At 69.7% G+C, this 14019-nt stretch carries 11 protein-coding genes; 7 read left to right on the top strand and 4 right to left on the bottom strand.

The genetic code is table 11. The features are described 5' to 3' along the window. Positions 1 to 62 precede the first annotated feature (62 nt). The gene (locus tag AMYNI_RS0125390) at positions 63 to 674 is read left to right on the top strand and encodes a dihydrofolate reductase family protein (RefSeq protein WP_020670883.1); all 612 of its coding nucleotides are present in this window, start codon (positions 63 to 65) and stop codon (positions 672 to 674) included. Positions 675 to 765: 91 nt separating this feature from the next. On the opposite strand, the gene AMYNI_RS0125395 is transcribed toward AMYNI_RS0125390, so the two are convergent. Beyond that, positions 766 to 2301, bottom strand: a complete 1536-nt coding sequence (locus AMYNI_RS0125395; protein WP_026360910.1) for a class I SAM-dependent methyltransferase — start codon at positions 2299 to 2301, stop codon at positions 766 to 768. Between the two features lie 250 nt (positions 2302 to 2551). Here AMYNI_RS0125395 and AMYNI_RS0125400 point away from each other — a divergent pair, with 250 nt between their 5' ends. From AMYNI_RS0125400 to AMYNI_RS0125415, 4 genes are all read left to right on the top strand, one after another. Beyond that, positions 2552 to 3961 (top strand): extracellular solute-binding protein, encoded by a 1410-nt coding sequence (locus AMYNI_RS0125400; protein ID WP_020670884.1) that lies wholly within the window; start codon positions 2552 to 2554, stop codon positions 3959 to 3961. A gap of 27 nt (positions 3962 to 3988) precedes the next feature. Next, positions 3989 to 5656 (top strand): carboxylesterase/lipase family protein, encoded by a 1668-nt coding sequence (locus AMYNI_RS0125405; protein WP_211225511.1) that lies wholly within the window; start codon positions 3989 to 3991, stop codon positions 5654 to 5656. Between the two features lie 161 nt (positions 5657 to 5817). Beyond that, positions 5818 to 7191 carry an aminotransferase family protein gene (locus tag AMYNI_RS0125410; RefSeq protein ID WP_020670886.1) on the top strand — a complete coding sequence of 458 codons (1374 nt, stop codon included), beginning with the start codon at positions 5818 to 5820 and terminating at the stop codon, positions 7189 to 7191. 54 nt (positions 7192 to 7245) lie between these two features. Further along, on the top strand, positions 7246 to 8799 hold the full coding sequence (locus tag AMYNI_RS0125415) for a GMC family oxidoreductase (protein ID WP_020670887.1): 1554 nt from the start codon (positions 7246 to 7248) through the stop codon (positions 8797 to 8799). A gap of 96 nt (positions 8800 to 8895) precedes the next feature. On the opposite strand, the gene AMYNI_RS0125420 is transcribed toward AMYNI_RS0125415, so the two are convergent. Beyond that, positions 8896 to 10224, bottom strand: coding sequence for a condensation domain-containing protein (locus tag AMYNI_RS0125420; protein ID WP_020670888.1), 1329 nt, complete (start codon positions 10222 to 10224; stop codon positions 8896 to 8898). Between the two features lie 224 nt (positions 10225 to 10448). On the opposite strand from AMYNI_RS0125420, the gene AMYNI_RS0125425 reads away from it, so the two are divergent. Beyond that, positions 10449 to 11459 (top strand): class I SAM-dependent methyltransferase, encoded by a 1011-nt coding sequence (locus AMYNI_RS0125425; RefSeq protein WP_040407314.1) that lies wholly within the window; start codon positions 10449 to 10451, stop codon positions 11457 to 11459. Between the two features lie 44 nt (positions 11460 to 11503). After that, the gene (locus AMYNI_RS0125430; RefSeq protein WP_020670890.1) at positions 11504 to 13147 is read left to right on the top strand and encodes a thiamine pyrophosphate-binding protein; all 1644 of its coding nucleotides are present in this window, start codon (positions 11504 to 11506) and stop codon (positions 13145 to 13147) included. Between the two features lie 20 nt (positions 13148 to 13167). Here the strand turns inward: AMYNI_RS0125430 and AMYNI_RS0125435 are convergent, their stop codons facing one another. Further along, positions 13168 to 13569 carry a VOC family protein gene (locus AMYNI_RS0125435; protein ID WP_020670891.1) on the bottom strand — a complete coding sequence of 134 codons (402 nt, stop codon included), beginning with the start codon at positions 13567 to 13569 and terminating at the stop codon, positions 13168 to 13170. Further along, entirely contained in the window at positions 13566 to 13937 is a 372-nt protein-coding gene (locus tag AMYNI_RS0125440) for a VOC family protein (RefSeq protein ID WP_020670892.1), read from the bottom strand. Before AMYNI_RS0125440 ends, AMYNI_RS0125435 begins: the two co-directional genes overlap by 4 nt. Positions 13938 to 14019 lie beyond the last annotated feature (82 nt).

Here is a 14019-nt window from a genome sequence, read left to right on the forward strand (position 1 = left end):
CGGCGGTATCCGGCCGTATAGCCCCTTTTTACTTCCTTTCCGACGACCCGATTGGAACGACCATGGCGAAGCTGGTAGCGATCACCTTCATGTCCCTGGACGGGGTGATGCAGGCCCCCGGGCTGCCCGACGAGGACCGCAGCGGCGGTTTCGACCGCGGCGGCTGGCTGATCCCGTACTTCGACGAGGACCTGATGCAGGTCGACACCGAATGGACGCGGAAGGCGGACGGCCTGCTGCTGGGGCGCAAGACCTACGAGATCCTGAACGCGTACTGGCCGCAGGTGACCGACGCGGGCAACGAGGTCGCGGCCAAGATGAACAGCATGCCGAAGTACGTTGCCTCCAGAACCCTGGAAACGTTGGGGTGGAACAACTCGACCGTGCTCGACGGCGAGCTCACCGAGGCCGTCGCGAAGCTGAAGGAGCTGCCGGGCGCGGAGATCCAGATCCCCGGCAGCGGAAATCTGCTCCAGACGCTGATGAAGCACGACCTCGTCGACGAATACCGCCTGCTGTTCTTCCCGATCCTGCTCGGCGGCGGGAAGCGGCTGTTCGCCGAGGGAACCGTGCCCTCGGCGCTGAAACTGACCAGCAGCAAGACCTCGGGCAGCGGCGTCACGATCAACATCTACCAGCGGGGCGGTGAGCTCCAGACCGGCTCCATCGGCTAGCTCGCCCGGGAAACAGCGCCCCCAGCGCCTCCGGTGCCCTCCGCGATGTCGTCGCGGAGGGCACCGGCGTTCGTCAGTGTTTGTCAGTTTGTCAGGCCGGACGCTCGGCGGTGATGATGACGAACGTGCCGGGGTCCCATTCGTCCCGGATCGTCAGGCCGGCGTCGGCAAGCCAGCCCTTCACGTCGTCGCGCTCGAACAGGTGCAGCCCGTCCGCGTGCTGCGGGAAATGGTGCCGGTACACGAAATAGCGGTAGATCGGGTCGTCGGAGTTGCGGAACGTCAGCAGGGTGAAGGTGCCGCCGGGCCGCAGGCATCGGCCCACCTCGACGATCGCCGCCGGTGCGTCCGCGGGGAAGGCTTGCAGGGCGTTCCAGCAGTTCACCGCGCCCAGGGTGGCGTCGCCGAACGGCAGCGTGCGCGCGCTCGCCAGCACCGCCGGCACCTCCGGCAGCCGCCCGCGCAGGGTGGCCAGCATCGGCAGCCCGAGGTCCATCGCGATCAGACGGTCGGTGCCGACCGCCTCGGCCAGCACGGCCGTCCACCGGCCCGCGCCCGCCGCGAGATCGAGCACCGGCCCGTCCACCGGGCTCACGTTCCGCGCGAGGTAATCGTCCTCGTCGGCGGGGGTGACCTGGCCGCCCCAGTTCGAACCGCACAGCCGCAGGAAGTTCGGCCGCGCGTGCGCCTCGTAGAAGAAGCCCATGCTCGGCATCTCGGCCAGCTTGAACAGGAAGTCGTCGCTGCGGTCTGCGCTGTCGCCGGCGGTCGCGGTGAAGTTCAGGATGCCGTTGTCGAGCCGGTACTCGGTGGAGCAGCCGGCGCAGGTGGCCGCGCGATCGTGGAAGGTGAGCCCGGAATGGCAGCTCAGGCAGCGGAAGACCGCCGCGTGGCGGCTGAGCACGCTGGAGTCGGATTCGAGCTGGCGCGTGCTGCGCGGCGGGATGGAATCGGCCACCGCGGGCACCGGGGCGCCGTTGCACACCGCCCAGTACGCCTTGGCGCCGGTGTGGCCGAGCACCGTCTCGGTGTCCTGTTCCCAGTGCCGCACCACCTGTTCCGGGCTCAGCGCGCTGATCCAGGACCGGTCGAACTCGCGTTCGTCCTCGTCCATCTCCCAGGCCGCCGGGTAGGGGAACGCCCTGCCGAGATCGGGATCGGCGGGGTCGAGCCGCTGCAGGGCGCGGTCCAACCGCGACAGGTCGTCCGCGTCCACCCGTAGCTCGGCCGCGGCGGCGAGGATGGCATCGCGGTGATCGGGGAAGTGCGAAAGCAGGTACTGCAGCGCGAGGTTGAGCGGCTGCCCCTTTTCGGTGCGGCGCCACAGTTCCAGGTAGCGGTCGACGCCGAGCCTGATGGAGGCGGTGAGCTCGCCGTCGACGTCGGGGTACGCCGCTTCGGCCAGCAGGCCGAGCAGGATCGCCAGATGGCCCTGGTGCCGTTCGTCGAACCGGTCCAGCTCGGAGACCACCTCGCGTGCCACGCCCAGCGCCGAGCCGGTCGGTTCACCGCCGTTCCAGGTGGCGGCGGCGAGCCGCGCGAACGCCGCCCCGATTTCTTCCGGTCCCGCGCCGGCGAAGGCGCCGACCAGTTCGCCGGCCGGGTGTTCGACCTTGGGATTGACCATTTGCGCGCGTCCCTTCTCGAGAAGCCGTGCTGTCGGCCCGCCTTTCGGCACACGTGCGGGCTTCTCCACGGTGCCCGGCGCCGACGTGCGCACGCGTCTTCCGCGATGCGGTTTTCGGTGCTTTCCAGTGTTTTCAGTGGTTTTCAGCGGCCAGCTTGGAAGCGGTGGTACAGCAAGCGCGGAGATGTGCGCACGCCACCGGTGCGGAAGCATTTGCCCCGTCCCCTCCTCGCAGGCAGGAGAATGTCGCATGAAGAGCAAGACCGAGCTCGACGTCTGGGTATCCGACCTGACTTTTCCGGGTTATATGGACTGGTGGGCGAAACAGGCCGATGCGTTCGAGCGCATTCACCCGGAGTATCGGGTCAACATCAAGGGGCTCACTTTCTTCACCGCGGCGCAGGAGATTTCCGATGCCGTCGCGAACGGGGGCGGCCCGGCGATCGCGGAGTACTACTTCTACCTGAGCCAGGCGGCACGCGACGTCCGCACACCGGACGGCTCGCCGCGGTACACCTCGATCGAGAAGGCCATCGACGGCCGCACGGAGATCCTCGGCGAGCCGGTCGTCATCGACGACATCGTGCCCGCCCTGCGCGACTACTACACCTACCAAGGTGACCTGACCTCGATGCCGTCGATCGGCACGACGAGCGTGCTCTACGCGAACACGGACCTGCTGGAGGCCGCCGGTGTCGGCGAACTGCCGCGCACCTGGGCCGAGGTGGAGCTGGCGTGCGCGGCCATCGCCGGGCTCGGGAACGGCCCGTCCCACGGCATAACCTGGGCGAACCACGGCATGTTCTTCCAGCAGGCCCTCGCTTCGCAGGGCGGCCTGCTGACCGACAACCGGAACGGCCGCGACGGCAGGGCGGGCACGATCGACCTCGCCTCGCCCGAAATGCTCGCGTGGGCCCGCTGGTGGCAGCGCCTGCACCAGGACGGCCACTACCTCCACACCGGCAAGATCCCGGACTGGCAGGGCACTTTCCAGGCCTTCGCCGAGCAGCGGGTTGCCCTCCGGATCAGCTCGACCAACGACGTGAACTACATGGTGCAGGCGGCGAAGGGCGCGGGGTTCGGCATCGAGCTCGGCGGATATCCCTACAACGGAGAAGTTCCCTTCGCCGGCAACGCGGTCGCCGGCAGCTCCTTCTGGCTGGCCGACCGGCTGGACGAGGTGGTGCGGGACGGCGCGCTGGCCTTCCTGCAGTACATCCACAACCCGCGCAACGCGGCCGAGCGGCACAAGGTGAACAGCTTCATGCCGCTTACCCGTGCGGCGTTCGACCTGCTGGAGAACGAGGGCTGGTTCGACGAGCACCCCTACCACCGGATGGCCGACGACCAACTCGGCGGCTACCCGGACCGGCAGGGCACGCCGGTGGCGCCGCCGTCCGAAGGCGCCTTGTTCGGCGACTTCGCCAGGGTGCAGGACATCATGACCCGCGCGATGGGCGACGTGCTGGCCCGCGGTGCCGACCCGGCCGTCCGGCTCAAGGAGGCCACGGCCGACGCGCAGCGGCTGCTGGACGCGTACAACGCCGGCTGCTTCGCCGCCGCACCCGGTGGCGCGGACAGCCTGCGGGTGGAGTTCTTCACCGACGCCGAAGCCTATTCGGGCGCGGACCTGGAGAACGTCGTCCGGCTCAAGCGCTGACCGCGCCCCCTACCTCGAAGGATCACCATGCGATACAGACCACGTGCACGGGCCGTGCCGTCCACCAGGCGCAGGCCGATGCTGTTCGGTGCCGTCGGCGTCCTCGTCGCCGCACTCGGGTTCGCACCGGCCGCCGCGGACGCGGTCACCGGAGACGCGGCCGCGGTGGTGGTCACGGACAAGGGGCCGGTGCGGGGCACGGTCACCGGCGGCTACCGGGAGTTCCAGGGGATTCCCTACGCGGCACCACCGGTCGGGGAACTGCGCTGGGCTTCGCCCCGGCCGGCGCGGCGGTGGACGGCGCCTAGGGACGCGACCAAGCCCGGCGAAGTGTGCGCGCAGCTCGAGCTCAAGCCCTACCAGCCCGGCGAAAGCGAAGACTGCCTCTTCCTCAACGTGACCGCGCCTCGGCACACCGGCCACCGGAAGCTGCCGGTCATGCTGTGGTTCCACGGCGGCGGTTTCAGTGCCGGCGCCGGGCACGAGACGATGCCACGGGAACTGGCCGCGCGTGGTGACGTCGTCGTGGTGACGGTCAACTACCGGCTCGGCGTCTTCGGGTTCCTCACCCATCCCGCGCTGGACGGCGGAGCGGCCGAGCGGCGGTCGGGCAACTTCGGCATCGAGGATCAGCAGGCCGCGATGCGCTGGGTGCGGGACAACGCCGCGGTTTTCGGCGGTGACGCCGGCAACGTGACCCTGTTCGGCCAATGGTCCGGCGCTCGGAGCGTGTGCACCCAGCTCGCCTCGCCGTCCGCGAAGGGACTGTTCACCAAGGCGATCGCGATGAGCAACCCGTGCATGCTCAACAAGGTGCCGCAGCGGGACGGCTCACCCGATCCCGAACCGCTCGGCCTGCCCCGCGCACGGGAGGCAGGCGAGGCGCACGGGCAGCGGCTGGCCGAGGACGTGGGCTGCACGGATCCGGCCGCGGTGGCGGCCTGCCTGCGCGCGAAGCCGGCCAAGGAGCTGCTGGACAAGGCGCCCTTCCTGGAGCTGACCCCGGTGTTCGGCGGCGGTGGCGTACTGCCGGTCGATCCCATCAAGGCGTTCACCGAAGGGCGTTTCACGAAGGTCCCGCTGATGCTCGGCGTCAACCACGACGCCTACCGCACCTCGCAGGCGTTCTTGGAGGAGTGGGGCGAACCGCCGCTGAGCGCGGAGGATTACCACATCCACCTGCGGAACTTCGCCGGCCCGGATGCGGACAGGGTGCTGGCCGCCTATCCGCTGTCGGACTACCCGTCGCCGACCCTGGCCTGGGCGACGCTGACCACCGATGCGCTGCTCGCTCGCCCGATGGTGGACACGAACAAGGTCTTCGGCGGGCAGGTGCCGCTCTACGCCTACGAGTTCGCCGACCCGGACGCACCTTGGTACGCGGGTATGAAGGAGCCGAGCTTCCCCACGGGTTCCTTCCAGGACTCGGAACTCCAGTACCTGTTCGACACCACCTACTTCGCGGGACGGACCTTCACCCCGGAGCAGGAGGCGCTGTCCGGCGAGATGATCGGCTACTGGGCCCGGTTCGCGCACAACGGGAACCCGAACGGCCGTGGATCGCCGTACTGGCCACGGGCCAACCACCGCACCGAGTTCGCCCAGTCGCTCGCCCCGGCGGGGTCGGGCGGAATCCGGCAGGTGGACTTCGGGGACGAGCACAAGTACGAGCTCTGGCGAACCATTCCGTACTGACTCGAACTGACCCGATGTTTCCCTTGTGCCGCACGGGTTTCCGTGCGGCACAAGGCCGTCCGGAGTGGACCTGCGGCATTGCGCAGTCGAGAAGATGTGCGCCGAACCCGGGCGGGGTGACGATTCTCCTGACGAGTAGCCGACGTAAGAGGGACGGGACCGTGACCACGACTCAGCACGAGACTAAGTCGCCGAGAACCGCGGGCGAACTGGAAGACCTGGACCGGCGGCACCTGATCCACCCCCACCAGACCGGCCAGAACGCCGAGCGCTCCGTCATCGTCCGCGGTGCCGGGAGCAGCGTGTGGGACGCCAACGGGACCGAGTTCCTCGACGTGTCGGGGGCGGGGAACTGGGCCTGCCAGGTGGGCTACGGCCGGGCGGAACTGGTGGCGGCGGCGACGGCGCAGGCCGAGCGGCTGGCCTACTTCTCCGGTTTCTTCGGGTTCTCCAACGATAAGTCGGTGGAGCTGGCGGTGCGGCTGGCCGAGCTGGCTCCGGAGAACATCAACCGGGTGTTCTTCACCTGCGGCGGCTCGGAGGGCGTCGAGACCGCGATCAAGCTGGTGCGGCTGTTCCACCACCACCGCGGGGAACCGGATCGCACCTGGATCATCTCCCGCAGCCTGGCCTACCACGGTGCCACCTACGGCAGCGGCACGGCGACCGGCTTCCCGCCGATGCACGACGGGATCGGCCCCAACCTGCCGCACTTCGAGAAGGTCTCGCCACCGACCTTCTTCCGCTCCACCGAGCTCTACGGCGACGCCGACCCCACCGACTTCCTGCTGCGCGAGCTGGCGGAGACCATCGAGCGCATCGGCCCTGGCAGGATCGCCGCGATGATCGGCGAACCGGTGATGGGCGGTGGCGGCGTGCTGGTGCCGCCGGCGGACTACTGGCCGCGGGTGCGGGAGCTGCTCAGCGAGCACGGCATCCTGCTGATCGCGGACGAGGTGGTCACCGCCTTCGGCCGTACCGGCGCCTGGTTCGACTCGGAGCAGCGCGGCATGGCGCCCGACGTGATCGTCACCGCGAAGGGGCTCACCAGCGGCTACGCGCCGCTCGGGGCGGTGCTGATGACCGACGAGATCGGCGAGACGGTGGCTGGCGAAGGTGCCTACTTCTTCCACGGGCACACCTACTCCGGGCACCCGGCCGCCTGCGCGGTGGCGCTGGCCAACCTGGACCTGCTGGAGCAGGACGGGCTGCTGGAGCGGTCGCGGCTGATCGGGGAGTGGTTCCGGGACGCGCTGGCGCCGGCCGCGGAGCTTCCCGTCGTTGGCGACATCCGGATCACCGGCGCGACCGCCGGTATCGAGCTCGCCGACCCGGTGACCGGCGCGCCGATCATGGCCGGGCAGGTCACCACCGAGCTGCGCCACGCGCACGCGGTGATCCTGCGCGAGTACGGCCCCACGGTGGTGCTGTCCCCGCCGCTGGTGATCACCGAACACGAGGTCCGTCGCGCGGCCGAGGCCGTCATCGAGGTGCTTTCCCGGCTGGGCAACGACGGCCAGGTGAAAACGCGCTAGCCGTCCGATCCCTTCCCCTGAAATGGGGCATGCGAGGCTGAGGAGCATGCTGAAATGAACGACGCTGAACCGTACGACTACGTCATCGTCGGCGCCGGCTCGGCGGGATGCGCACTCGCGGCCAGGCTGAGCGAGGACCCGGACGTCCGGGTCTGCCTGGTGGAGGCGGGCCCGGTGGACACCAACGAGAACGTGCACGTGCCGCTCGGTGCCGGCAAGCTGTTCCGGACCAGGCTGGACTGGGACTACGACACCCACGACGAGCCGTTCTGCGACGGCCGCCGCATCTATCTGCCGCGCGGGCGGGTGCTCGGCGGGACCAGCTCGATGAACGGGATGGTCTACATGCGCGGCAACCCGGTCGACTACGACGACTGGGACCAGCCGGGCTGGACCTTCGCCGACCTGCTGCCCTACTTCCTGCGGTCCGAGGACAACGAACGCGGCCCTTCGCGTTATCACGGGTCCGGCGGGCCGCTGGCGGTTTCCGAGGGCCGCTCCGGCAATCCCATGACGACGGCGTTCGTGGCGGCCGCCGTGCAGGCCGGTTACCTGGCCAACGACGACTTCAACGGTGCCGAGCAGGACGGCTTCGGCCGGTATCAGCTGACCCAGCGCGACGGGCAGCGGTGCAGCAGCGCGACGGCGTTCCTGCATCCCGCGCTGGACCGGCCCAACCTCACGGTGGAGACGAACGTCCAGGTGCACCGGGTCCTCTTCGACGGCGGCCGGGCCGGTGGCATCGCCGGTGCCAGGCTGGACGACGAGATCGTGCTCAGGGCCGAGCGCGAAGTGATCCTGTCCGCGGGTGCCTACAACTCCCCGCAGCTGCTGATGCTCTCCGGGATCGGGCCCGCCGACGACCTGGCGGCGCTCGGCATCCCGGTACTGCTCGACCAGCCGATGGTCGGGATGAACCTGCAGGACCACCCGGCGGTCAACCTGGTCTTCACCCATTCCCAGCCGATCAGCCTGCTCGTCGCCGGCGAGCCGGAATACGTGCGGCAGTACACCGAGGAGCGTCGCGGGCCGCTCACCTCCAACGTGCCGGAGGCCGGCGGTTTCATCCGCACCACCCCCGGCCTTGCCGCGCCGGACCTGCAGTTCCACGCCTCGCCGCTGATGCTGGTCGGTGCCGGGCTGGAGGCGCCCACCGAACACGCCATCTCCTTCGGCCCGTGCGTGCTCGCGGCGCGCAGCCGCGGCAGCGTGTCGCTCGCGTCCGCCGATCCCACGGCAAAGCCCAGGATCAGGCACAACTACTACGCCGAGGAGGACGACCTGCGGAGCATGGTGGCCGGGCTGCGGATCGGGCTGGACATCGGCAGGCAGGCCGCGCTGGCGCCGTACACCGAAAGCCTCTACCTGCCACCGGATTCGGAGTCCGACGCGGATCTGCGGGCCTACGCGCGGCGCAACACCCAGACGCTGTTCCACCCGGCGGGCACCTGCGCCATGGGCAGCGTGCTGGACGCGGAGCTGCGGGTGCGCGGGGTCGAAGGACTGCGGGTCGTGGACGCTTCGGTGATGCCAACCCTGGTGCGCGGCAACACCAACGCCCCGATCATCGCCATCGCCGAACGCGCCGCCGACCTGCTCAAACGCTGACCCTCCGACCGCGGTCCCCTAAGGCCCCCTTTGCGACCTTGAAGGTAGCAAAGGGGGCCTTAGGGGACCGGCAGCCTTCCCGCGGGTAAGGCATGTTCACGGCAGGGGGGCGTCCGGGTCGGTGACCGCGGTGCGCAGCACGCGGTCGAACTCGTGCACCAGCTCCCACATGGTGTCCTCGTCGAAGAGGTTCGCGTCGAACTTGAGGCTGCTGATCGTCTCCCGTGACGGCAGCACGTCCAGCGCCCACAGCACGCCGTCCGGGATGTCGCAGCTCACCGGCTGGGAAAGCAGCCGCCGGCGCAGTTCGGCGTACTCCAGGCCGCCGAGCTTGGCGCCGTCGAGAGCGCTCGGGAACTGCAGCACCTCGAACCCGATGACGTCCCGGTCCGGTGCGGCCGAGGGCAGCATCAGCCCCGGCGCCTCCTCGTCGATCAGCGGGAACGGGATTTCGTGGGTGTAAGCCTGAAGGCAGGTAGTGCGGGTCCGCTCGACCACCTCGGTGAAGGTGGCGCAGCCGGACAGGTCGGTGCGCAACGGGACGAAGTTGAGGAAGGCGCCCACGGTGTCCTGAAAGGACTCGATGCCGCGGCTGGAGCTGAAGGTCGCGGCGACCACGTCCTCGGACCCGGTCTTTTCGCGCAGCAGCAGCTGGTATGCGGCCAGCAGCACCATGAACGGTGAGCTTCGCAGGGTTTTGGCCACCTGGAGCATGGCCGACGTGGTCTCCGCACCGATCAGGAAGCGCAGGTCCGAGTAGACCCCCGGCGCCTCCGCGCTGGGCCGGTCGGTCCGGATCGTGGCGATCTCGGCGCCGCTGAGCTTCTCCCGCCAGTAGGCGCGTGCCTTGTGCACGCCGGCGGCGGTGACGCTCTCCCGCTGTTCGGCGACGTACTCCCGGTACTGCCGCACCGCGGGCAGCTCGGCCACAGGGTGGCCCTGCCGGGCCGCGTACCGGGTGGCCAGGTCACGGATGATCAGCCGCATCGACCAGCCGTCGGCCGCGATGTGGTGCACCACCAGCACGAGCATCGCGTCGTTCCCGCCGAGCAGGCCCAGCGACGCGCGCAGGTGCGGCAGCTCGCGGACGTGGTACTCGGCGGATTCGGCTTCGTTGAAGAACTGCTCCGCCCGGACGTCGCGGTCCTCCGGCGCCGTGTCGGACAGGTCGCGAAGCGTGAGCTTCACCGGGGCGGCCGGATGGATGCGCTGGGAACGCTCCTGAGCGTCACGCACGATCGACGTGCGGAGCATCTCGTGGCGTTCCACCACGTCGTCCAGCGCCCCCTGCAGGGTCTCCACGTCGATCGGGCCGCGCAGCCGCCAACCGGACGCCACCACGTGCTTGGCGCCGAAGGCTCCGGTGCTGTCGCCTTTGTCCAGGGTGCAGAAGAAGTCCTGCTGGATGGAAAGCGGAACCGTCATGGCGCCAAGTGGAACAGCGCGCGGCCCCGCCTGGCATCTCCTGCGCTGCCCTTCGCTCCCCCGCCGAGGACGCATTCGGGAAGACGCCCGGATCCGGCCGCCGGTGCGATCGTCGCTGCACAGACTCCGGCCCGGCCTGGCGGCCCGCAAAATGGAGGAAACGGGATGAGAAGTGTTCGACAGCAATGCGGCAGCACCGCCACGAACGGAACGGAGGCGGGGCGATGACCCGCGGAGTTTCACCCGGCACCGGCGAATTCGGCCACGGAGCGGCCTTCATCTACAACTCCGCCGTCGCGGCCTGGGCGATCTGTGCCGCCTGGGAGGTCGGCGCGCTCGAGGAGCTGAACACGTCGAGAAAGCTGGACTCCGACGAGTTCGCCCTCCGCCACGGCCTCGACCGGCTTTCCACCCTGGGCATGTTCCGCGCGCTGGCGTCGGTGGAGGTCGTGCGCAGGCACGACACCACGGTCATCGTCACGGACCTGTTCGACGAGGTCTACCGGAACAAGTCCTTCTTCCACTGGCTGAGCCGGGGCAGCGCCGAGCTGTTCCGGCAGATGCCATCGGTGCTGGCCGAGGAGAACCGGGTCGGCGACTACTACCGCCGCGACGCCGCGGCGATTGCCTTCGCGTGCCGGGAGATCAGCGCGGTCTGCTACGACCCGACGTTCTGGGCGGCGATGGACCGGATCGGCACCGGTTTCGAGGTGGTCGCGGATCTCGGCTGCGGTAGTGGCGGCCGCGTGATGGACGTGCTGCGCCGGTATCCGGGCACCCGCGGCATCGGGGTGGACATCGCGGAGCCCTCGCTGCTGGTGGCCAGGCAGGAGGCGGCGGATGCGGGACTCGCCGGGCGTACCGAGTTCCTCCGGGCCGACGTGCTCGATCTCCAGCCCCGCCCGGAGTACGCCGAGGTGGAGGTGTTGACCTGCTTCATGATGGGCCACGACTTCTGGCCGAAGGAGAACTGCGTCGCCACCCTGCGTCGGCTGCGCGAGCTGTTCCCCGCGGTCAGGCGGTTCCTGCTCGGTGACGCGACCCGCACGGTCGGCATCCCGGACACCGAGCTGCCCGTGTTCACCCTGGGTTTCGAGCTGGGCCACGACCTGATGGGCACCTTCATGCCCACGCTCGAGGACTGGCATTCCGTGTTCGACCAGTCCGGCTGGGACCTGTTGCGCACCAACCGGATCGAGATGGCGGTCGGCGAAGTGATCTTCGAACTCGGCTGAGCCGGGTGGTGCCCGGAGATAACGCGAAGGAAATGAGGACGAGGATGACGGAGCTCGCGGCGGCGGTCGCGGAGGAGCTCGCCAGCGGCGGTGTCCGGCAGGCGTTCGGTGTGGTCGGCGGCGGGAACATTCTCGCCGTCGCCAGGCTGACCGCCTGCGGGGTGCGCTACGTCGCGGCGAGGCACGAGGGCGGCGCGATGGCGATGGCGGACGCTTACCACCGGGCGACCGGTGACGTCGCGATCTGCACCACCTCGCACGGCGCCGGGCTCACCAACACCGCGACCGGCCTTGCCGAGGCGGTCAAGCACGGCAGCGCGGTGTTGCTGCTGTGCGGTGACGGTCCGGTCGCCGGGTTGCGGCCGAGTGATGTGGACCAGGCCGCCTTCGCCGCGTCGCTCGGGGCCGAGATGCTGCGAGTGACCACAGTGGACACTGCGCGGACGACCGCTGCGGATGCCCTGCGGCTGGCAAGGAGCGGGGTGGGGCCGGTGGTGCTTTGCTTGCCGAGCGATCTGCTGACCGCGCCGGTGCCCGCCGGTCCTGCGCTGCCCGTCGAGCAGGAAGTGCTTGAGCGGCCGGAAAAGCTCTCCGTCGATCTCGACCCGGTGCTCGACCTGCTGGCCGCCGCCCGCCGCCCGCTGCTGCTGGCCGGCCTCGGCGCCTGGCGGTCCGGGGCCGGCAAGGCCATGGCGGACCTGGCCGAGCGGACCGGCGCGCTGCTCACCACCACGGTGATGGCGAACGGCCTGTTCGCCGGCAACCGGTGGTCGCTCGGGGTGTGCGGCGGTTTCGCCTCACCGGCGGCGGCCGAGCTGATCGGCGAGGCCGACCTGGTGCTCGCCTTCGGTGCCGGGCTCGACGTGTTCACCCTGCACGGCGGGCGGCTCATCGACCCGGCCGCGGCGGTGGTGCGGGTGGACATCGCGCCTCGCGCGGCCGTCCCCAGGATCGATCTCGACCTCGCCGCGGACGCGTCGGCGGTCGCTTCGGCACTGCTCGACGGGGTGAACGCACGGGGATCGGCGGCGTCGGCCTGGCGCGAGGAGGCCGAAACCCGGCTGGCCCGCGTTGCATGGGCGCACCAGCCCCACGTCGATGCCGGCACCGAGGACCGGATCGACCCGCGCACGCTCACCGCGGAACTGGCGGATCTGCTGCCGGCCGAGCGGACCGTGGTGCTCGACGGCGGTCATTTCATCGGCTGGCCGTCGATGTACTGGCCGGTGCCGGACCCGGCCGCGATGCTGTTCATGGGCGGCGCGTTCCAGTCGATCGGGCTCGGCTTCGCCGGTGCAGTTGGCGCCGCGGCGGGCCGCGCCGACCGGCTGACCGTGGTCGCGGTCGGCGACGGTGGCGCGCTGATGGGGCTGCCGGAACTGGAGACGCTGGTCCGCACCGGGCTGCCCGCGCTGGTGGTGGTGTACGACGACGCGTCCTACGGGTTCGAGGTGCACATGTACCACCCCCGGGGCGCGGACCTCAGCACGGCGGCCTTCGCCGACACCGATTTCGCCGGGCTGGCGCGCTCCTTCGGCGCCGAGGCGGCGACCGTGCGCGGGGTCGCCGACCTCGACGTGGTGCGTGCCTGGCTTGCCGCGGGCCGCCGCGGAACCCTGGTGCTGGACTGCAAGATCGTGCGAAACGTGGTGGCGCCGTTCCTGGCCGACCTCATCGCCGGGCACTAGCGCGTCCGGCGACGAGGTGATCAGCGGAGCGACATCAGGTAGGCGTCGTTCATCTCGATGATCTGGACGTAGTTGCCGTCCGGGTCGATCAGCGTGGCGAACTGGCCGTGCTCCCGCTCCTCGAGCTCGGCCAGCCAGGTGACCCCCACGCTGTCGAGATGTTCGACCATGGTGCGGGCGTCGGCCACGTGCAGGTTGAGCACGACCCGCCCCGGTTCGGGGTTCTTTTCGGAGACGTCGTCGCGGCCGTCGATGAGCATCGTGACTGCACCGAAGACGAGCCATCCGTACTGGTTCACCTCGGGCCGGAGCGCCTTGAGGTACCAGGCGTGCAGCCGTTCCGGATCGGAGGTGCCGAGCATGACGCTGCCGAGCGTGGGCTGGTACACGGTGCTCTCCTCGCTCTCCTCGATTTCCTTCACTTTTCCTGCAGCACCGACAGCACGTTGCCCGCCGGGTCGCGATACCACGCGATGTAGGGGCCCTCCTCGCGGAAGATGCCCTTCGCGTCCGTGGTCATCCCTTCGAACCGTTCGATTTCCACTCCGCGCGCGACCAGCTCGTCGACGGCCTGCTCGATGTCGTCGACCTGGAAGTTGAGAATGGTGAAGCCGGCCGGGACGTGGCCGGGCTTGGGGTAGACCAGGACCTGGGCTCCGCCGCCGAGATGCAGGTGCAGCATGCCGTACTCCTCGGTCACCTTCAGGCCGAGGGTCTCCTGGTAGAACTCCTTCGCTTTCGGCACATCGTCCACGGCGAAACCGCTGAAGGCCGGCACGCTCTCGAACATTCGTGTCCTCCTCGCATTCCTGCGCTCGGGTCGTCCGTTTCATCGTTGGGCCGGCACGGATCGGTGTCATCTCGAAGCGTGC

Origin of the sequence: Amycolatopsis nigrescens CSC17Ta-90 (genome assembly GCF_000384315.1) — a bacterium.
Lineage (GTDB): Bacteria > Actinomycetota > Actinomycetes > Mycobacteriales > Pseudonocardiaceae > Amycolatopsis > Amycolatopsis nigrescens.

Coding starts and splice junctions, on each gene's coding strand:
- AMYNI_RS0125390 (WP_020670883.1), top strand. CDS start 63: ATGGCGAAGCTGGTAGCGATCACCTTCATGTCCCTGGACGGGGTGATG.
- AMYNI_RS0125395 (WP_026360910.1), bottom strand. CDS start 2,301: ATGGTCAATCCCAAGGTCGAACACCCGGCCGGCGAACTGGTCGGCGCC.
- AMYNI_RS0125400 (WP_020670884.1), top strand. CDS start 2,552: ATGAAGAGCAAGACCGAGCTCGACGTCTGGGTATCCGACCTGACTTTT.
- AMYNI_RS0125405 (WP_211225511.1), top strand. CDS start 3,989: ATGCGATACAGACCACGTGCACGGGCCGTGCCGTCCACCAGGCGCAGG.
- AMYNI_RS0125415 (WP_020670887.1), top strand. CDS start 7,246: ATGAACGACGCTGAACCGTACGACTACGTCATCGTCGGCGCCGGCTCG.
- AMYNI_RS0125420 (WP_020670888.1), bottom strand. CDS start 10,224: ATGACGGTTCCGCTTTCCATCCAGCAGGACTTCTTCTGCACCCTGGAC.
- AMYNI_RS0125425 (WP_040407314.1), top strand. CDS start 10,449: ATGACCCGCGGAGTTTCACCCGGCACCGGCGAATTCGGCCACGGAGCG.
- AMYNI_RS0125430 (WP_020670890.1), top strand. CDS start 11,504: ATGACGGAGCTCGCGGCGGCGGTCGCGGAGGAGCTCGCCAGCGGCGGT.
- AMYNI_RS0125440 (WP_020670892.1), bottom strand. CDS start 13,937: ATGTTCGAGAGCGTGCCGGCCTTCAGCGGTTTCGCCGTGGACGATGTG.